The sequence below is a fragment of the Halobacillus sp. Marseille-Q1614 genome (genome assembly GCF_902809865.1).
Classification (GTDB): Bacteria; Bacillota; Bacilli; order Bacillales; family Halobacillaceae; genus Halobacillus_A.
Genome location: NZ_CADDWH010000001.1, coordinates 3,475,496 through 3,492,992 on the forward strand (window position 1 = coordinate 3,475,496; position 17,497 = coordinate 3,492,992).

Annotated in this window: 20 protein-coding genes and 1 pseudogene; 9 read left to right on the forward strand and 12 right to left on the reverse strand. The window is 41.7% G+C overall.

Annotated features, from left to right (window positions below; all coding sequences use genetic code 11):
• Positions 1 to 6: 6 nt before the first annotated feature.
• Together HUS26_RS17410 and HUS26_RS17415 are read right to left on the reverse strand one after the other, a co-directional pair.
• On the reverse strand, positions 7 to 255 hold the full coding sequence (locus tag HUS26_RS17410) for a DNA alkylation repair protein (RefSeq protein WP_173918303.1): 249 nt from the start codon (positions 253 to 255) through the stop codon (positions 7 to 9).
• A 129-nt stretch (positions 256 to 384) separates the two neighbouring features.
• Positions 385 to 717, reverse strand: coding sequence for a helix-turn-helix domain-containing protein (locus tag HUS26_RS17415; protein WP_173918304.1), 333 nt, complete (start codon positions 715 to 717; stop codon positions 385 to 387).
• A 177-nt stretch (positions 718 to 894) separates the two neighbouring features.
• On the opposite strand from HUS26_RS17415, the gene HUS26_RS17420 reads away from it, so the two are divergent.
• From HUS26_RS17420 to HUS26_RS17440, 5 genes are all read left to right on the forward strand, one after another.
• Complete coding sequence (locus HUS26_RS17420; RefSeq protein WP_173918305.1) at positions 895 to 1,572, forward strand: response regulator transcription factor; 678 nt, start codon at positions 895 to 897, stop codon at positions 1,570 to 1,572.
• Positions 1,562 to 2,899: a PAS domain S-box protein gene (locus HUS26_RS17425; RefSeq protein WP_254434232.1), complete on the forward strand. Its 1,338-nt coding sequence runs from the start codon at positions 1,562 to 1,564 to the stop codon at positions 2,897 to 2,899. The genes HUS26_RS17420 and HUS26_RS17425 overlap by 11 nt, the downstream gene beginning before the upstream one ends.
• 144 nt (positions 2,900 to 3,043) lie before the next feature.
• Positions 3,044 to 3,160 carry a cytochrome c oxidase subunit 2A gene (locus HUS26_RS17430; protein ID WP_173918306.1) on the forward strand — a complete coding sequence of 39 codons (117 nt, stop codon included), beginning with the start codon at positions 3,044 to 3,046 and terminating at the stop codon, positions 3,158 to 3,160.
• A 21-nt stretch (positions 3,161 to 3,181) separates the two neighbouring features.
• Positions 3,182 to 3,652, forward strand: coding sequence for a cytochrome c oxidase subunit II (locus HUS26_RS17435; protein WP_173918307.1), 471 nt, complete (start codon positions 3,182 to 3,184; stop codon positions 3,650 to 3,652).
• Positions 3,652 to 5,310 (forward strand): b(o/a)3-type cytochrome-c oxidase subunit 1, encoded by a 1,659-nt coding sequence (locus tag HUS26_RS17440; protein ID WP_254434233.1) that lies wholly within the window; start codon positions 3,652 to 3,654, stop codon positions 5,308 to 5,310. The genes HUS26_RS17435 and HUS26_RS17440 overlap by 1 nt, the downstream gene beginning before the upstream one ends.
• Positions 5,311 to 5,548: 238 nt before the next feature.
• Here the strand turns inward: HUS26_RS17440 and HUS26_RS17445 are convergent, their stop codons facing one another.
• Together HUS26_RS17445 and HUS26_RS17450 are read right to left on the reverse strand one after the other, a co-directional pair.
• Positions 5,549 to 6,667 (reverse strand): CapA family protein, encoded by a 1,119-nt coding sequence (locus HUS26_RS17445; RefSeq protein ID WP_173918308.1) that lies wholly within the window; start codon positions 6,665 to 6,667, stop codon positions 5,549 to 5,551.
• A gap of 68 nt (positions 6,668 to 6,735) precedes the next feature.
• Positions 6,736 to 7,323, reverse strand: coding sequence for a biotin transporter BioY (locus tag HUS26_RS17450; RefSeq protein ID WP_173918309.1), 588 nt, complete (start codon positions 7,321 to 7,323; stop codon positions 6,736 to 6,738).
• Between the two features lie 1,205 nt (positions 7,324 to 8,528).
• Between HUS26_RS17450 and HUS26_RS20300 the strand changes: the two are divergent.
• Positions 8,529 to 9,404 (forward strand): annotated as a pseudogene (locus tag HUS26_RS20300) (LTA synthase family protein); the annotation flags it as partial.
• Between the two features lie 133 nt (positions 9,405 to 9,537).
• Positions 9,538 to 9,672: a hypothetical protein gene (locus tag HUS26_RS20305; RefSeq protein WP_371809639.1), complete on the forward strand. Its 135-nt coding sequence runs from the start codon at positions 9,538 to 9,540 to the stop codon at positions 9,670 to 9,672.
• A gap of 94 nt (positions 9,673 to 9,766) precedes the next feature.
• On the opposite strand, the gene HUS26_RS17460 is transcribed toward HUS26_RS20305, so the two are convergent.
• The 8 genes from HUS26_RS17460 to HUS26_RS17495 all read right to left on the reverse strand — a co-directional run bounded on the left by HUS26_RS17460 (position 9,767) and on the right by HUS26_RS17495 (position 14,822).
• The gene (locus HUS26_RS17460) at positions 9,767 to 10,543 is read right to left on the reverse strand and encodes a sulfite exporter TauE/SafE family protein (RefSeq protein ID WP_173918311.1); all 777 of its coding nucleotides are present in this window, start codon (positions 10,541 to 10,543) and stop codon (positions 9,767 to 9,769) included.
• A gap of 59 nt (positions 10,544 to 10,602) precedes the next feature.
• Complete coding sequence (locus HUS26_RS17465; protein ID WP_173918312.1) at positions 10,603 to 10,830, reverse strand: sulfurtransferase TusA family protein; 228 nt, start codon at positions 10,828 to 10,830, stop codon at positions 10,603 to 10,605.
• Positions 10,831 to 10,857: 27 nt separating this feature from the next.
• The gene (locus tag HUS26_RS17470) at positions 10,858 to 11,985 is read right to left on the reverse strand and encodes an MBL fold metallo-hydrolase (protein WP_173918313.1); all 1,128 of its coding nucleotides are present in this window, start codon (positions 11,983 to 11,985) and stop codon (positions 10,858 to 10,860) included.
• Between the two features lie 40 nt (positions 11,986 to 12,025).
• Complete coding sequence (locus HUS26_RS17475) at positions 12,026 to 12,586, reverse strand: sulfurtransferase TusA family protein (RefSeq protein WP_173918314.1); 561 nt, start codon at positions 12,584 to 12,586, stop codon at positions 12,026 to 12,028.
• 19 nt (positions 12,587 to 12,605) lie between these two features.
• Complete coding sequence (locus HUS26_RS17480; RefSeq protein ID WP_173918315.1) at positions 12,606 to 12,893, reverse strand: rhodanese-like domain-containing protein; 288 nt, start codon at positions 12,891 to 12,893, stop codon at positions 12,606 to 12,608.
• Between the two features lie 17 nt (positions 12,894 to 12,910).
• The gene (locus tag HUS26_RS17485) at positions 12,911 to 13,390 is read right to left on the reverse strand and encodes a DsrE/DsrF/DrsH-like family protein (protein ID WP_173918316.1); all 480 of its coding nucleotides are present in this window, start codon (positions 13,388 to 13,390) and stop codon (positions 12,911 to 12,913) included.
• Positions 13,391 to 13,451: 61 nt separating this feature from the next.
• Entirely contained in the window at positions 13,452 to 13,709 is a 258-nt protein-coding gene (locus tag HUS26_RS17490) for a metal-sensitive transcriptional regulator (RefSeq protein ID WP_173918317.1), read from the reverse strand.
• A 729-nt stretch (positions 13,710 to 14,438) separates the two neighbouring features.
• Positions 14,439 to 14,822: a DUF302 domain-containing protein gene (locus HUS26_RS17495; RefSeq protein WP_173918318.1), complete on the reverse strand. Its 384-nt coding sequence runs from the start codon at positions 14,820 to 14,822 to the stop codon at positions 14,439 to 14,441.
• Positions 14,823 to 14,996: 174 nt separating this feature from the next.
• On the opposite strand from HUS26_RS17495, the gene HUS26_RS17500 reads away from it, so the two are divergent.
• A complete protein-coding gene (locus HUS26_RS17500; RefSeq protein ID WP_173918319.1) occupies positions 14,997 to 15,746 on the forward strand; it encodes a Cof-type HAD-IIB family hydrolase in 750 nt (249 codons plus the stop codon).
• A 583-nt stretch (positions 15,747 to 16,329) separates the two neighbouring features.
• The gene (locus HUS26_RS17505) at positions 16,330 to 17,484 is read left to right on the forward strand and encodes a thiolase family protein (protein WP_173918320.1); all 1,155 of its coding nucleotides are present in this window, start codon (positions 16,330 to 16,332) and stop codon (positions 17,482 to 17,484) included.
• Positions 17,485 to 17,497: the final 13 nt, after the last annotated feature.

A 17,497-nucleotide genomic window follows, 5' to 3' on the forward strand; every position in this document is an offset into this window, starting at 1 on the left:
CGCGGACTAAGATAATGGGTTATGCTCGGCGAAACTTAAGAAGGTGCGCTCATCTTCAATCAATCCGCAGGCTCCGCACTGAACTTTGTACTCAGGTCCCCTATAATCCATATGATAGGAAGCCAGCTGCCCGTTGCTGCATTCTGACATGACTTCACCCGAACGAGGATCAAGCTGAATAGATGTAGAAACCTGCTTAATTCTATTAAATCTTGAGCGATTCGTCTTACAGTTGGGACACAAATAAGGTTTCATAGAGTCTTTCTCCTTTATCTGTTATTCAATGTGCTATTATTATGGTGTTTTTTCAATAAAAATATACGTACTTCCCCATTTCCCGAGAAATAAGAAAATAAAAAAATGAATTTAGCGACATCGCTAAATTCATTTTGCTTTAGAATGAGTGTCAGTCGGTTCAATCCATTCTTGTGACCATGACTCTATATTCTTAATAATCGGTGTTAGCGATTTTCCCATCTCTGTTAAGGAATACTCTATTCTTACGGGTGTCTCAGCAAACACTTCACGTTTTATTAAACCTTGTTTCTCCATATCTTTAAGACGATCTGACAGGACCTTGCCGCTTATACCTATCGCAGTTTCAATGTTTTTAAACCGCTTGCTTCCGTCAAGCAGCTGATGAATAATGAGCCCTGTCCAGCGCTGGCTTAAAATTTTTATAGCTTTTTCGAATCGAGGGCATACCGATTTATTCATAACTATCACTCCTAGCCTAAATATACCACATCCAGCCATTCAGATACATACATGATACTTGCTTACAAAAAGAAAGCTGCAAGATAGGGGGATACCCTAATATTAATTTTTCCGGTTTTTAGGTAAAGTAAAGTATAGGAATAGTAGATTGAAAGTGACACAGAGGAGGCCAATAAATTGATATCAATTGTTATTGTTGATGATCATTCGGTTGTTCGTTCCGGTTTAAATATGCTGTTAAGTGCTTATGAAGATTTTGAAGTTGTAGGAGAAGCTTCAGAAGGAAATGAAGCCTATGAGAGAGTAGAGGAATTACGGCCTTCTGTCGTGCTGATGGATTTGTCAATGCCTCATGGAAAAGATGGATTATCGGCAACTTCAGAGATTAAAAAGAAATTCCCCGATACTCAAGTATTGATCTTGACAATGCATGATGATGAGGAATATTTATTTCGAGCCATCCAGTTAGGAGCTTCCGGGTGTATTCTAAAAAATGCTCCCCATCAGGAATTGGTTCAGGCGATTCGGCAGGTAGCTGGAGGAGCTGCTTATTTATTTCCGTCAGCCACAAAGAGGCTGATGGAGGAATATGCCGAAAAGATGAAAAGTGAAGGGGCTGACTCCTATTCTTTACTATCCGATCGCGAGCGCGAGGTGCTCGCACTTGTAGCAAAAGGATATGCCAATAAAGAAATCGCGGAGAACCTGATCATCAGTGTGAAAACAGTAGAAGCCCATAAAGCCCATATTATGGAAAAGTTAAGTTTGAAAACCCGTCCTGAGCTTGTGCAGTATGCGTGGAAAAAAGGACTGCTTGGTTATTCATCCGAAGGGGGGAACCTGCATGACGCCTGAAAACCTTAGAAACGATCCTTATCCTGCCCGAACTTATAAGCAGGAGGCACTCCTAGCAGTTGATGCTAAGGGAGTCATCTGCTCCACGAAATCTACGGTCAACAAGGTTTTGAAAATTAATGAGGATGTAAATGGATACCCGATTCAGCATTTATTTCCTAACTTGACACTGACGGATTTACAGAGCTCAAGGGAAGGAGAAACCTTTGAACAGCAGCTTCGATGGCCGGGCATGGAAGAGCAGAGGATCAGTATTACGATCCATAAATGGGAAAAGTATTATTTATTAACTATAAGAAATGCTGATAGCACTGACTCAGAGGACGATGATCATAAACTCAAAGAGATCATTGATATTAAATATGCGCTGGATGAATCTTCTATCGTAGCCGTTACAAATCCAAGAGGGACCATCAGGTACGTAAATAAGAAGTTTTGTGAGATCTCCCAGTATACAGCCGATGAATTAATTGGCAGGGACCATAGAATCTTAAACTCCGGACAGCATTCCAAAAATTTCTTCAAAGAGCTGTGGAAGACGATTGGAACAGGGGACGTCTGGACGGGAGAAATTTGCAACCGGGCTAAGGATGGCTCCCTGTACTGGGTGGATACAACGATTGTGCCTTTTATAAATGAAGATGGAAAACCTTATCAATACTTGGCTATACGTAATGAAATCACAGAACGTAAAAGAGTAGAAGCCGAACTACAGAGAATGATGACCAAACTGATTTATATTCAGGAAGAAGAGCGCAAAAAATTGTCACGTGAGCTTCACGATGGGATTGGCCAGGAGCTTTACAGTATGTTTATCAGCATGCAGCGTCTGCAGCAGGAATGTGACCATCAGCTGACAGATCAGGTCATTGAGGAAATAAGCTCATTGATTCAAAGCATAAGAGATATTTCCTGGCAGCTTAGGCCTTCAGCCCTTGATGAGCTCGGTTTAATTCCGGCGATCCGGTCATTCGTACACCGGGTAGAAAAATCTCATCAGTTAAAGATTTACTTTTCCACATCTTTGAAAGAAAGACTGCCTGCAGAAATTGAAACGTCCATCTACCGCATTATTCAGGAAGCACTGACGAATATACGTAAATATGCTGACGTTAATGAAGCATCCGTGAGCATAAAAAGAACAGAAGATTATGTAACCGTTCAAATCATAGACGAAGGGAATGGATTTAACCCTGAAGAGAGAAATCCCGGAGTCGGCCTTTTTAGTATGGAAGAAAGAGCAAGGGCTGTGAATGGAGAGTTTCACTTAGAAACTAAAGAGAATAAAGGAACGAATATAGTTGTGAAAATACCGGTAGAAGTGTAATTGCCTGCATATTAGCAGGCTTATTTTTTTGCCTTTTTCGGAATAAGGGAAAGCGCGAAGTAAGATCAGGGGATTCCCTTATTCCGAACTCTAGTCATTCTGGCATACAATAATAACGAAAGAAAGCCAAAGGGGGATGTAGGAATGAGTAAAAAGTCTGATCCTAACTTAAAGGGGACATTATATAGCGTGCTTTTTATTGGCGCGATTATTGTCATAATGTGGGCGAGTATTTTCTGGCTGTACATGGAGAGAGTCTAAAAACGAAAAGGGGGAGAAGCTATGGAGCTACATAAATATGAAAAAATATGGCTGGCTTTCGGCGTGTTTGCACTCATTATATTTTTATCTGTAGTAGGAGTCAGTGCTTTTCAGCAAGGCCATACTCCTTCAGGAGGCCATCATACAATAGATCCTGACAAAGTAAATGAAACGGCTCCTTTTAATGATCCGGGAGTCCACCAAAAAGAAGATGGCAGCTATGAAGTCGTCATGATAGCGATGGCATTCGGTTATAAGCCGGGGAAAGTAACAGTGCCAGCCGGAGAAGAAATAACTTTTACTGTGACTAGTGAAGATGTGGTGCACAGTTTTTCAATTGTGGATACCAACGTGAACATGATGGTCGTGCCGGGTCAGGTGAATCATAAAACCTATACGTTTAAAGAACCCGGATCTTATCTGGTGATCTGTAATGAGTATTGCGGGAATGGGCACCATTTTATGAGTACGGAAATCGAGGTGGTTGACTGATGGAAAATGTAATAATCGCCAAAGCTGATCGAAAGCTTTCGTTAGCCAATTTAGGGTTCGCTTATTCAGCATTTATTATTGGAACGCTTTGTGGGCTGCTGCAGGTTTTCATAAGAAATGATGCCCTCAGGCTGCCGCCGTGGCTTGATTATTATCAGGTGCTCACAGCTCACGGGGTGCTGCTTGCTCTCGTATTCACAACGTTTTTTATCTTTTCCTTTTTTCACTCCGGTATGAGCCGAACGCTTGGTTCATTTGGTCCAAGAGTTAGGCTGTGGAACTGGATCGGGTTTTGGGTAACGTCAGCGGGAACAATCCTTGCGACAGTAATGATCATTACCGGTCAGGCATCTGTTTTATATACATTTTACGCGCCGCTAATGGCTCACGGCTTATTCTATGTAGGTCTTGCGCTGTTTGTAGTAGGTACCTGGATTCAAGGTTTTGCCCTTATCGGTCATTACCGTGTGTGGAGAAAAGCGAATAAGGGTTCACTTAGTCCTCTTTTTGCTTTTATGACGATTGCTACGATCATCTTGTGGATCATTGCCTGTTTAGGAGTAGTAGTCACTGTTCTATTTCAGTTTATTCCATGGGCATTTGGCTGGGTGGATGGAATTAATGTAGAGCTTAGCCGTTCTTTGTTTTGGTATTTTGGCCATCCGCTTGTTTATTTCTGGCTGCTCCCTGCTTATATTGCATGGTATGTCATCGTTCCAAAACTTATCGGCGGCCGGGTATTCAGTGACTCATTAGCCCGTCTCTCCTTTATATTGTTCATTCTTTTTTCAATACCTGTCGGGTTTCATCACCAGTTAACAGAACCGGGAATCGCAAGCTTTTGGAAGTTCCTTCAGACTGTTCTTACATTTATGGTTATCATTCCATCTCTAATGACAGCTTTCTCGATGTTCGCTACGTTTGAACTCAGAGGGAGAGAACTTGGGGGAACGGGGTTATTCGGCTGGGTTCGGAAGCTTCCTTGGAAAGACGTGCGCTTCACCTCCATCTTTATAGCGATGGCTTTCTTTATTCCAGGAGGCGCGGGCGGTATTATTAATGCCAGTTTTCAGCTGAATGAAGTCATTCATAACACCTTATGGGTCGTCGGGCATTTCCATATTACCGTAGGAACTCCTGTCGCGATGACATTTTTCGGCTTAACCTTCTGGCTTGTTCCTTATTTAAGCGGCCGAACGTTCACTAAGCCTTTGCAGAAGCTGGCCTTTTTACAAGTGGCTACATGGTCTGTCGGCATGCTGCTGATGAGTACTGCCCAGCACCTTCTTGGACTCCTCGGAGCTCCGCGCAGAACCGCTTATACCGGATATAACCATGAAGCCGCTCAAGGCTGGTTTGAAGGTTTACTGAGCAACCATGTCACAATGGCAATTGGGGGATCAATCCTTTTTCTATCTGCGTTTCTGCTCGTGTTTATCGTGATTCAGCTCTGGTGGTTTGCTCCTAAAGCAAGCCAGGAAACGGCGATGGAGTTTCCGATTGCTTACAGCGAGACAAAGCGGACACCGAAGGTTTTAGAGAACTGGAAGATTTGGATAGGAGTTGCGGTTATTCTCATTGCCGTTGCCTATACGGTTCCTCTGGCTGAAATGATTCAGCATGCACCTAATGGGTCTCAAGGCTTCAAAACATGGTAAAGGAGGAGTTCTGATATGTCCTTTATATTTGCTGCTACTTTGTCAGGGGTGGTTGTTCTTACAATAATCTGTGCCATTATAGTTGATCTGCAGTCTTAATACGTGGAAGCTCACCGTACGCCCGCTTAAAAGCGATCCGTTTTCCGGAGCCATTTGCACTATCCTTCGAAAGAACCGTCGGTTGACTGCTGCATAAGGTTTCTCTACAAGCTGAAAAAAACGCCCTATGAGGGCGTTTTTAGTTTTCTATAAAAGTAAGTTCGGGGAACCACTGGGAAAGGTGGGACTGCGTATCAGTGATTACTTCTTCTTTATTAGGGAGGAGCTCATTAGAAATCTTGTGCAAAGGAACGACCTTATATGCCTGATCGTCTTTGGAAGTTACATAAGTTAAAACGAATCGTGGGTTTTCGATGGTTGTTTCTTCCGAATCTTTTACTACATCGAATTTCATAATACCGCCTATTCTTTTATTATGTTCATTTTGCCCCGAGAAAAAATTTCCCAGGGAATAAATAGCCAGCATTCGATGATTTTCTTTTCCTTCCACCCATTCAATTGGCTGTAAAACATGCGGGTGATGGCCGATTACGACATCTACTCCTAAGTTTGCTGCAAACTGAACCAGATCTTTCTGGTAATCGCTTGGGTAGGTTTCGTATTCTTTGCCGAAGTGAAGGCTTAGAACCGTGAGATCACTTACTTTTTCTGCTTGCTTAACATCTTTTGCGATTTGTTTTTTGTCAATTAAGTTCACAAGATAAGGTTTATCCTCCGGTACAGGAATCCCATTGGTTCCGTAAGTGAAACTTAATATTGCTGTGTCGATTCCTTCTTTCGTCTCGATAACTCTCACTCTGTTTCGGTCTTTTTTATTCTTATAGGCTCCCGTATATACCATTCCTATGGATTTCCAGTGTTGTAAGGCTTCCTGGATCGCTTTTTCTCCACGGTCCAGCGTATGGTTATTAGCAAGAGTTACAACATCAACGCCTAGAGACTTCAGCTGTGTACCGAATTCCTTTGGGCTGTTAAAGCTGGGATAGCTTGATAACCCAATTTCCTTACCGCCAATCATTGTTTCCTGATTGGCTATTGTAATTGTGGTGTCTTCTAAGTAAGGCTGCACTTCCTGCATCATCGGCATAAAATTATAGCCGTCTTTTGTTTTAGCATTTTCATAAACCCGATCATGAATCAGCAGGTCGCCTATAGCCGAAATACTGATCTTACTTTTAAATTCTTTTTCCTTTAAAGAGGGAGTTGAAAGGGAAAGGGAGTGAGGCTGCGGCTGGAGAGTTTTATCGACACAAGCCGTTAATAACAGACAAAAAATGACCAATAATGCTTTCTTCAAATGAAGATCTCCTTTTCGATAAATAACAATACTATGTACCTATTATAACAGAAATCGAAAAGGAGTATTCATATTAGAAGGTGCAGAGGTTGGTCAAGCAGCTTAGAATTGTTGTTTTTTAATAAGCTGGCCTGAATAAGCCGTCTCCTGACAGTGATACCAATCCAGCTTGCCAGAAATGCTTTGATAAACCCAACGGCAAGAAAAGGGTAGACGCCGGAAGCCAAGGCCTGGTTCAAGTTGAGATCAAGAAGGAGTTTTAACCATACCGTTCCAAATAACAGGGTTACACCCATTCCTGCAGTATTTGCAATGAAAGCGGCGGGAATCGTAAATCGTGTTTTCTCTAAAATAAGTCCTGTTATGTAAGCCGCAGCAATAAATCCTATAATGTAACCTCCGGTAGGACCAGCCAGCACTTGAAATCCTCCGCTGAATCCAGCAAATACAGGTAAGCCAATTGCGCCAATTAATGCATACCCGATCATCGCTGCAGAACTTTGCCGGCTTCCTAAAATAGTTGCGGCTAGTCCTACAGCCAATGTTTGTCCGCTGATAGGAACAAGGGGGAGTGGAATTTCAATTTGAGCGAGCACAGCAGTAACAGCTGTAAACACAGCGCTGTTAACTATGAATCTAAGTTTTTGACTTTCCATAGCATCAACTCCAATGTGTTAACTTTACATAAAACAAGTTAACACATTGGAGTGGTAAATACTATCCTAAAAAAATAACTTTAAAACTTGCAAACTATGGTATATAATGGGAGGATACTCTATTTTCGGTTTCTATTACATAGGCGTATTATTTTTTAATCGCAGAAAGTAGAATTGGAGATAGGTTTTCATTGTTTTGGGAACTTCTGCTCATTTTTCTGGTTTTAAAAAATAGTGAGCGGCTATTAAATAATTTAAGCAAGCAATTGACCTGCAGAGTTACCAAGGCCTTGCTGATTTAAGGGTGAATGGGTCTTTTTTCTTATTGTGGTTAATATATACTACCGTTTATGACAAAAGTAAGAACATTACGTTACAATTATTTCATTTTGTTAAAACTAGACAGTTTTAAGTACAAAAAATGGGGGATATAAGGTAAAATAAGTGAGTGCAAAATTAACGGAGGTTTTACTATGTTTACAAAAAATAAACATTTCAAGCGAGATGGAAATTATACAAAGAGATTTATAGTTTATGCCATAGTGATAGCTCTCTTTTGGGCGAAGATGTACTTTATCCAAGGAAGCATTTTCACACTTGGGGTAGAGAATTCCAACGAAGCTGCGATTCTGGCATTTAACCCGCTGAGCAGTATCTTTTTGCTGTTTGGGCTTGGAATATTGCTTGCCGGCCGCAAAGGGCTGCTAGTCACATATATTATTGGTTCCATTCTATTGTATGTGAACGTCCTTTTCTATAGAGAATATAACGACTTTATTACACTTCCAATGCTTGGACAGGTAGCTAACTTAGCTGGTATGGGAAGCAGTATCACAAACATCCTGTCAATTACAGATATTCTATTATTTGTAGATGTGTGTGCTGCTGTCTATCTATTATTCTATTTAAAGCCGACCCGTTTTACTTCCTTTATGCCAAAGCGAAGAGAAGGGCTAGTATTAACGATCATTGCTGTCCCGCTTTTCCTAGTTAACTTGGCGTGGGCAGAAACGGAACGTACCGATCTGCTGGAACGTGCTTTTGACCGTAATATGCTTGTGAAATATATTGGTGTAATCAATTATCACGTTTATGATATCGTTCTTCAGGGACAAACCGAAATGAAGAAAACATTTGCCGACAGTAACGAATTAGTTCCGGCTATTAACTATTTGAATGAGAAAAAAACCGAACCAAGTAAAGAAATGAATGGCGTAGCGGAAGGTAAAAACGTCATCCTTCTTTCCATTGAAAGTTCTCAAACGTTTGTCGTAGATAACACAGTAAACGGTGAGGAAATCACTCCTTATTTTAATGATTTAAAAGAAGAAGGAGCTTATTTCAGCAACTTCTACCACCAGGTTAAACAAGGAAGAACTTCTGATTCTGAATTTATTTTAGATAACTCACTTTACGGGTTGAATCGTGGAGCCGCATTCTTTACTCATGCAGGGAACGAATACGAAGCAACTCCAGAAGTGTTAGGGGAGAATGGTTACTTTAGTTCAACTATGCATGCGAACGATAAATCCTTCTGGAACCGTGACGTTATGTATGATTCCTTAGGTTATGATGAATATTTTTCAAAAGAAGATTATGATGTAACAGAAGATAAGTCTTATGGCTGGGGATATTTAGATGAATATTTCTTCGCTGATTCTTTAGAGAAGATGGAAGAAATGGAACAGCCTTTCTACAATAAGATGATTACTTTAACGAACCACCACCCGTTCACTCTTCCTGAAGATAAGAAGTTTATTGAGGAAGGGGAAACATCAAGTGGTACGCTAAACCGTTATTTCCAGACAATGCGCTATCAGGATGAAGCCTTGAAACAGTTTGTGGAGGAATTTAAGAAATCTGATCTATATGATGATACAATTCTAGTTATCTATGGAGATCACTTTGGTATTTCTGAAAACCACCAGGAAGCTATGGGAGAGTATCTGGATAAAGAAATTAACGATTATGAACAGTTCCAGTTGCAGCGTGTACCGCTTCTAATCCTTGGAGAAGGAATTGAAGGCCAAGAGCACGACACTGTAGGCGGACAAATTGACCTGCGTCCTACCTTAATGAACCTTCTTGGTGTGGAAGATACGAACCCAATAACGTTTGGTCAGGACTTGTTTAGTGAGGATCGCCGTGAGATGATGATCACTCGTGATGGTAATTTTGCTAATGAAGATTACGTTGGGGTAAACGAAACATGCTATGACCGTGAAACAGGTGAAGAAGTCGAAGCAGAATCATGTGCTCCTTTATTTAAGGAAGCTGAAGAAGAACTATCAATTTCTGACTCTATCGTTTACGGAGACTTACTTCGTTATCTTGATGAAACCGAAGTAGTAGAAGAAATGGAAAGTGGAAAATCAGGCGAAGAAAAATAAATGAGTTATAAAAAAACCTTCACTCTATCGTTGAGTGAAGGTTTTTTGCTGTATTAAAAGATATCCCACCAGATTTTAATTGTAGTGCCTAAGATCAATACGGCCAGAATCGTCTGAAGAACTTTTGTATTCATTACTTTTCCTGCTTTTGCTCCAAGAGGGGCAGCGATCAGGCTGGCAATGATCATGATGACAGCCGCCGTATAATCAACTTGGCCTGTTGTTATTTTTCCTATGGTCGCCCCAATTGATGAAATTAAGGTGATAGCCAGTGAGGACGCGATCGTCATCCTTGTAGGAATCTTTAAGACAACAAGCATGATGGGAACTAATAAGAAAGCCCCCGCTGCACCGACAATTCCTGCTCCTATCCCAACAATCAGAGCGAGACCGGCTGCTAACCATTTAGGGAAAGTTACCTGATCAAACGGAATATCGTCAATTCCCTTTTTAGGAACGAACATCATAACAGCCGCAATCAGTGCAAGGAAGCCGTATACAATGTTAATGCTTGCTTCCGGCATGAATCGTGATCCGTAACCCCCGGCAAAGCTCCCTATTAAAATACTCACTCCCATATAGATTATTAATTGTTTATTTAGGTAGCCGCCCTTGCGATAAGCCCATACCCCTCCAATAGTTGCGAAGAAAACCTGAACAGCGCTGATTCCTGAAACTTCATGAGCTGTAAAGGCAGTGAATCCTACAAGAGAAGGGATATATAGAAGCATTGGGTATTTAATGATAGAACCACCGATCCCCAACATCCCTGAAACATACGAACCTGCAAAGCCAATAAGAAATATTGTAATTATTAATCCTAATTCCATATTCTATTCAACACCTTCCTAAAAAAGAGGAACCTGACCAGGTCCCTCTTTACATTTACTTACCCTTTCTTAATCCAAAACTTGAGTACATCAGCTTCTTCTTCGCTCTGCAGAAGCTCATGACCTCCAGATTTGGCCCAAGCTGTCAGATCTCCCTTAGCGCCTTTATCTGTTGCATGAATTTCAAGAATATGTCCAGTTTCAAGTTCTTTCATTGCTTTTTTAGTTTTGACGATAGGCATTGGACAAGCTAATCCTTTGGCATCTAGTACTTTTGTTGAATTCATATAAAATCCCTCCGTTAATTAATATAGTTATCTCACGGCACAGCGGTTAGGACCAATTTCCATTTCACGCTGTTCTTCTGTTTCGGGTGTAATTTTACCCATATTTGTCTCTCTGATTTGCTGGTAAGCATTTGGCTGAGGCGGCAGATTGTTTGTTACCATGTCTCTAAATTCGTTATCATCTGTGATGTTCAGTCCGTGGTTTTTCTCAAACAGTGTGCCCAGCTTTTCTGCTACGGTCCCATCATCATTAAGCTCTTCGATAATCATAAAGTGTGCTGGGAGTACAATCAGGTCTTTAGAAAGTTCTTTATAGCGAGTGTATAAAGTGTCACGCAGATCTTGTACCCAGTCTTCTGCTTTACCGGCCAAATCTGGTCGGCCGATCGAATCCACGAATAGAATATCACCTGTCAGCAAGTATTGATCATCAATGACAAAGGATGTGGATCCTTTCGTATGTCCTGGCGAGTATAAAGCATGAATGGCTATTTCTGTGCTTCCAACCTTAACAACTTCTTTGTCTTTAAGATCTTTATAAGAGAAGGTTACTTCTTCTGCATCTTCAGGAGGCAGCCAGTAATCGGCTCCTGTCTGCTCAGCAATTGAACGTCCGCCGGAAATGTGATCGGCGTGCAGGTGAGTATCAAATACATTCGTGATAGTTGCACCTTTGTCTTTGGCGAATTCTGTATAAACATCAGTCATACGAGTAGCATCAATAATGGCTGCTTCCCCGTCAGATATTACCATGTAAGACAGGCAGCCTTTTCCGATGCGGACGAACTGATAAAGTTCTCCACCATTAGATAAGCTTCCGACTTTTACAGGTTCAAGATACTCGCTCCAAGCTTTCATACCTCCACTTAGATAAGAGACGTCCATTCCTTCTTCAGAAAGCATGTCGGCAACCATTACGGAAGAACCTTCCTTTGCACAGACCACCATAACTTCCTGATCCTTCGGCAGTTTTTCCATAATATCTTCTACGCCATCAAGGAGATCAAAATAAGGAATGTTAAGGTATGAGAAGTTTTCACCTTCGATTTTCCAGTCTTCATGGGCGTCTTTATTTCGAACGTCTAAAATAAAAAGTGGCTCTTTATTAAAGATTTTTTTAGTAACTTCTTGAGCTGTCATTGGTTTTATTGACATTTTTAATTACCCCCTAAGGTATAAATTTAATTAAAAAATTTTAGCTTTCTTTTTTCGTATCTCCTGACCATTCACTCATGCCAGGTACTACGTTATAAACTTTTTCAAACCCTTGTGCAGACAGTTTCTGAGCAGCCATATCGCTGCGGTTCCCTGTTCGGCAAACCACGTAAATGTTCTTCTCTTTGTCCAGTTCTCCCATACGGCTGTCCAGTTCACCAAGGGGAATAGAAGCAGCTCCTGGAATATGGCCAAATGCATATTCTGCTGATTCACGCACATCTAATACAATAGAGTCTTCAGGTAACGATGTAAGAGTTTCGTTATCGACTACGTGCGGGTGCTGTTTTTCCTGAGCTTCTTCGTCACTGGATTTGCGGATATAGTGATAGAGAACTCCGTCTTCTTCTTGGGTTCCTAGATAGTGATGACCTGTTTTTTCAGACCATGCTTTAATATCAGCGGTTGACCCTTTGTCAGTCGCCTGAACTTCGATTACCTGGCCTGGATTGAGGTCCTTAAGTGCCTTTTTTGTCTTTACAATCGGCATTGGGCAAGCCAAGCCTTTAGCGTCTAACAGTTGATCCGTTTTAATAGCCATGATTAAATCATCCTCCTGATTATATTGTTTTTCCTTCATAATTCATCATACCGCCGTCCATGTTGATAACTTTATAGCCTTGTGATTCTAAAAATTGAGTCGCCTGACCGCTTCTTCCGCCGGAACGGCAGACCATCACATATTCCTTAGATGCATCAAGTTCATTCTTTTTAAATTCCAATAGACCTAGAGGTATATTTAACGCTCCTGGGATTTTCCCTTCGGCAACTTCTGCTGTTTCTCTAACATCGATAATATTTAAATTCTCATGTTTTTTTTCAACTTCTTTGGGTGAAATTGTTTTCAACTCGGTATCCTCCTTTATTAGATAAACAGGTTAACTTGACCGTCTTCAGCTTCGCCTAAGTAGGCGGCTACCCCTGCATACTCAATTTCTTCAAGAAGCTCATCTTTATGAAGGCCTAGCAAATCCATAGTCATGGTACATGCAACAAGGTTTACATCTTGTTCTTGAGCCATTTCAATTAGATCAGGAAGCGGCATCGCATTATGCTTCTTCATTACATTTTTAATCATTTTCGGCCCAAATCCGGCATAGTTCATTTTAGATAGGCCCATTTTGTCTGCTCCTCGAGGCATCATTTTGCCAAACATTTTTTCGAGGAAGTTTTTCTTAACATTTACGTGGCCGTCTTTACGTAGGGCATTAAGCCCCCAGAATGTGTGGAAAATCGTTACTTCATGGTCGTAAGCAGCAGCTCCGTTTGCAATGATATAAGCCGCCATTGCTTTATCGTAGTCGCCGCTAAATAGAATAATATTAGTTTTCTTTGTTTCTGACATATTTTATTCCTCCTATTTATAATACATATACACCTATGGGTATGTGGTGGTTTAAAATTTTTTATCTGCTTTTAACAAGCAGTTGAACAGCTTCATTAATAGATTCTTCTCTTGTTTCATCGTCTTTGGCATCTTGAATACACTCGGCAAGGTTTGCACTGACGACTAAACCGATGGTGCGATCAAGCCCGCTTCTTGCGGCAGACAGCTGAGCAATGACTTCTTTACAGTCTTTGCCTTCTTCCATCATTTTAAGAATACCGCGGAGCTGACCTTCCATACGCTTCACTCTGTTTTGAACAGCTTTATTGTATTCCATATATATTGACCTCCCTTTTTGGAAGAATTGTTTTATTTAAAATGAGTACATCACACATAATATACCCCTGTAGGTATTATGTCAACACTTAAAATTAAAAAAGGGGCAGGGGTATTTTCTAATGAAAAAAGAAAAGCAAAGAGAAGCTCTCTTTGCTCAGGCTCTCGAGAAAGTCTCAACAGTTTTTCTCATAGAGTTTCCTGTTAAAGCCTAGCGTGTCAGGTACGATTCCATTGGCCATAAAAGGGAACGAATGGGGCGGGAACCAACGGGGAAGACGGCAAGGCTCCTCGGGCTTTTAAGCCCTGTGGGGTCTTGCCAGCCTTGCACATCCCGTAGGAGTCTCGGTTGTTTCCTTCCCATTACAAGGAAAAAGGTGAATGGGATCCTCCTCATTCGAGAAGAGGAATTAGCTGACCCTTCACCCGGTACCCTGCATCCATAAGAGCGTTGACTCAGGTAGAGAGCCATAAGAACAAGAGAGAAAAACTTATGAGGATAGGGGCGAAGGGAAACGGAGAGACTCCTATGGGAGAAAAGGACAGGGTGAGATCCCTAAAAGGCAAAGCCTTAAGGAAGCTCACCGTACGCCCATGGAAAGCGATTCGTTTCCCGAAGCCCTTTGCTGCATCTTATCCTTTGAAAGGAAGTCGGTCGTTTAAAAAGCACGAGGTTTCTCTACAAGCTGAGCAAAGAGAAGCTCTTTGCTTTAACATAACATCGATTAAGTTAAACAGCTTTATCCATGCATGCCATTAGTCTTTCTTCAATATCCTTCGCGATCGTTTTCAGCTTATCATCATTTACCATACTGATTAATGAAGTGGGTTTGGGCATTCCGATCTTTGTGTTTCCCTCATCTTCGTACACTACTATCTTACATGGAAGAAAATATCCGGCCATTTGATTCTCTGACAGTACTTTTTGGGCTTCTTTTGGGTTGCAGACTTCGAGCACTCTATATTCCTGATTAAAGTCGAGCCCTTTTTCCTGAAGTTTGTCTTTAATATCAAACGTCCAAAGTACACCGAATTGCTCTTCTTTCAAGACTTCGGTCAGGTGGTCAACCGCTTCATCCATGCCTCTCGTTGTTTCAACAGTATAATCAAACATTTGATCTCCTCCTTTAAAAATAAGCTCTCTTTTAAAATATACCCATGAGTGTATGTGATTAATCGTAAGAAACTGGATATGGGAAAATCATAAAAAACTTAGATTGTATAGCTGTATCATTTGTCTTATTTGTATTAGAATAAGGGGAGCAAAAAAGAAGGACGTGACATAATTATGGAAAAAGAAATCAAACTAATTGCTTTAGATATGGATGGAACCCTTTTGAACTCAGATGAACTTGTTTCTGAAGCCACGAGAAAAGCTATCCAAAAAGCAAAGGACCGAGGAATTCATGTGGTAATCAGTACGGGACGTTCCTTAGATCGATGCAGAGACATTGCTGAATCGTTAGGTCGCTCTTCTTATATAGTAACGATCAATGGAGGAGAAATTTATAACGAAAAATTCGAGCTTGTAGATCAAACTCTGCTTGAACCTAAGCTTGTCGAGCGCCTATGGGAGCTGAGAGAGAAGCATGACGTTCATTTCTGGTCTTCCGCAGTACAAGGCCAATTCAACACTCACAGCCCTTTTGATAAAGAGATCAGCGAATATGAATGGCTTAAATTCGGATTTGATATTGAAGATGATGAAGTACGTGAGGTTATCCTTGATGAACTGAACGCTAATGAACACCTGGAGGTTACCAACTCCAGTCCGACAAATATTGAAGTCAATCCAGCCGGGGTAAATAAAGCGGCTGCGCTGCTGAAGGTCTGCGAGCGGCTCAATATTAAAATGGAAAACGTTATGGCGGTTGGCGACAGCCTAAATGACTTAGCGATGATTAGAGAAGCTGGATTAGGTGTAGCGATGGGAAATGCCCAGGAAGATGTAAAAAAAGAAGCGGCCTGGGTCACTTCAGCTAATGATGAAGACGGAGTAGCGGAAGCTATTGAGCGTGTATTAACTGCCCGGCAGTAAGGTATATCTTAACAGGGAGATTCATAAAATAAGAACACCCTACCTAAAGTCTCCTCCTATTTAAAAAAGCACAGGCGAACCCTGTGCTTTTTTATTTTTTGTCTAGGAAATTATAAAATTCCAAGCTGTGTATATATGTTTAAAAGAGCGACATCCAGCTCCAGCACCCAGACACTCGCGTCATAAGCAATCCGCCCTGCTAAAAGGGAAGGCCGCCTTCCTCCGGCCGTTTTGCTTATGCATTTCGTGTCTACCAGGGCGCTTTAAGCCTTTGTTCTTTGCATTTGGCTGTTAAACGAGAATTTTTTGAATCAACCCTATTGGGAAGGGATTCTGCAAGGAGGCTCTACTATAAAAGGCGAAGTTCGATTAAGTTCGGTATATCACTGTGCCAATATCGAACGCCTCCACGTCATGTGGGGTAGCGGATAGCGAGCAGGCTCCTCCTCCATTCACTTTTAACATAAATTTATTGAAAACGCTTCCTTTAATGGGAGGAAAATAAGGATTCAACAAGAATTATATAGAGAAAGGTATTTACTGATTCTGTAAAAGTAATCGCCAAAAAGGAGGGGGATGTCTGGTGAATGAGGTTGTCATCGTAGAAGCTGTCCGTACACCGGTGGGTAAAAGAAAAGGTCTCCTAAGTGAGATAAGGCCTGATGAACTGTTAGCCAAAGTTTTTCGGGAAGTGACTGACCGTGTGAATTTGGATGCTCAGGAGATAGATGATGTGATAGCTGGCTGTGTGTCGCAAGTCGGCGAGCAGGCAGGGGATGTAGCAAGGATCGCTGCCTTAATGGCTGGCTTTCCCATAGAGGTGCCTGGAGTAACGATTGATAGGCAGTGCGGCTCAAGCCTGCAGGCAGTCCATTTCGCTTCACAGGCGATTGCCTGTGGCGATATGGATGTCGTGGTGGCCGGCGGCGTTGAAAGTATGTCCAGGGTGCCCATGTTTTCAAATATGAAAGGCGTGGAGTACAGCGCTAAACTGACAGATCGTTTTGAAATGATCAATCAGGGGCTCTCTGCTGAAAGAATTGCTGATCAAGCGGGTTTTTCAAGGCTTGAACTGGATAAGTTCTCCGTACGCAGCCATGAGAAGGCTTTTCGGGCAATGGAAGAACAGCGTTTTGAACGGGAAATTCTGCCTGTTGAGACGCAGGACAGACAAGGGATGCCTTTTATGATGAAGGAAGATCAAGGGCCAAGACGAGGAACATCTGTTGAAACTTTAGCTGAATTAGAGCCGGCATTTGAAGAACACGGAAAAATTACAGCAGGGAATGCGAGCCAAATTAGTGACGGGGCTTCTGCCGTGCTGTTAATGTCGCGGAAAAAAGCGGAAGAGCTTGGCTTAAAACCGCGCTGCAGAATTACAGCTCGTTCAGTAGTAGGTTCAGATCCGACCCTGATGCTGACAGGCCCAGTGCCGGCGACTCATAAAGTATTGAAAAAGGCAGGGCTTCAACTCAATGATATTGATTTATTTGAGGTAAATGAAGCTTTTGCTTCTGTGCCGTTACACTGGGTGAAAGAAACAGGAGCAGATGAAAGCAGGCTGAATGTTAATGGCGGAGCTATAGCTCTTGGACACCCGCTTGGTGCTACAGGAACAAAGCTGCTGACAACGTTAGTTCATGAATTAGAACGCTCACGGGGCAGATACGGACTTTTAGCGATATGTGAAGGTTTGGGAATGGCCAATGCAGCCATTATAGAGAGAATCGGTGAGTAGTTTTTTTAGGGCA

Excerpts from the sequence above, each read along its gene's own strand:
- HUS26_RS17410 (WP_173918303.1), bottom strand. The coding sequence starts at position 255 with ATGAAACCTTATTTGTGTCCCAACTGTAAGACGAATCGCTCAAGATTT.
- HUS26_RS17415 (WP_173918304.1), bottom strand. The coding sequence starts at position 717 with ATGAATAAATCGGTATGCCCTCGATTCGAAAAAGCTATAAAAATTTTA.
- HUS26_RS17425 (WP_254434232.1), top strand. The coding sequence starts at position 1,562 with ATGACGCCTGAAAACCTTAGAAACGATCCTTATCCTGCCCGAACTTAT.
- HUS26_RS17430 (WP_173918306.1), top strand. The coding sequence starts at position 3,044 with ATGAGTAAAAAGTCTGATCCTAACTTAAAGGGGACATTATATAGCGTG.
- HUS26_RS17435 (WP_173918307.1), top strand. The coding sequence starts at position 3,182 with ATGGAGCTACATAAATATGAAAAAATATGGCTGGCTTTCGGCGTGTTT.
- HUS26_RS17440 (WP_254434233.1), top strand. The coding sequence starts at position 3,652 with ATGGAAAATGTAATAATCGCCAAAGCTGATCGAAAGCTTTCGTTAGCC.
- HUS26_RS17450 (WP_173918309.1), bottom strand. The coding sequence starts at position 7,323 with ATGGAAAGTCAAAAACTTAGATTCATAGTTAACAGCGCTGTGTTTACA.
- HUS26_RS20305 (WP_371809639.1), top strand. The coding sequence starts at position 9,538 with ATGACCGTGAAACAGGTGAAGAAGTCGAAGCAGAATCATGTGCTCCTT.
- HUS26_RS17460 (WP_173918311.1), bottom strand. The coding sequence starts at position 10,543 with ATGGAATTAGGATTAATAATTACAATATTTCTTATTGGCTTTGCAGGT.
- HUS26_RS17465 (WP_173918312.1), bottom strand. The coding sequence starts at position 10,830 with ATGAATTCAACAAAAGTACTAGATGCCAAAGGATTAGCTTGTCCAATG.
- HUS26_RS17470 (WP_173918313.1), bottom strand. The coding sequence starts at position 11,985 with ATGTCAATAAAACCAATGACAGCTCAAGAAGTTACTAAAAAAATCTTT.
- HUS26_RS17475 (WP_173918314.1), bottom strand. The coding sequence starts at position 12,586 with ATGGCTATTAAAACGGATCAACTGTTAGACGCTAAAGGCTTGGCTTGC.
- HUS26_RS17485 (WP_173918316.1), bottom strand. The coding sequence starts at position 13,390 with ATGTCAGAAACAAAGAAAACTAATATTATTCTATTTAGCGGCGACTAC.
- HUS26_RS17490 (WP_173918317.1), bottom strand. The coding sequence starts at position 13,709 with ATGGAATACAATAAAGCTGTTCAAAACAGAGTGAAGCGTATGGAAGGT.
- HUS26_RS17495 (WP_173918318.1), bottom strand. The coding sequence starts at position 14,822 with ATGTTTGATTATACTGTTGAAACAACGAGAGGCATGGATGAAGCGGTT.
- HUS26_RS17500 (WP_173918319.1), top strand. The coding sequence starts at position 14,997 with ATGGAAAAAGAAATCAAACTAATTGCTTTAGATATGGATGGAACCCTT.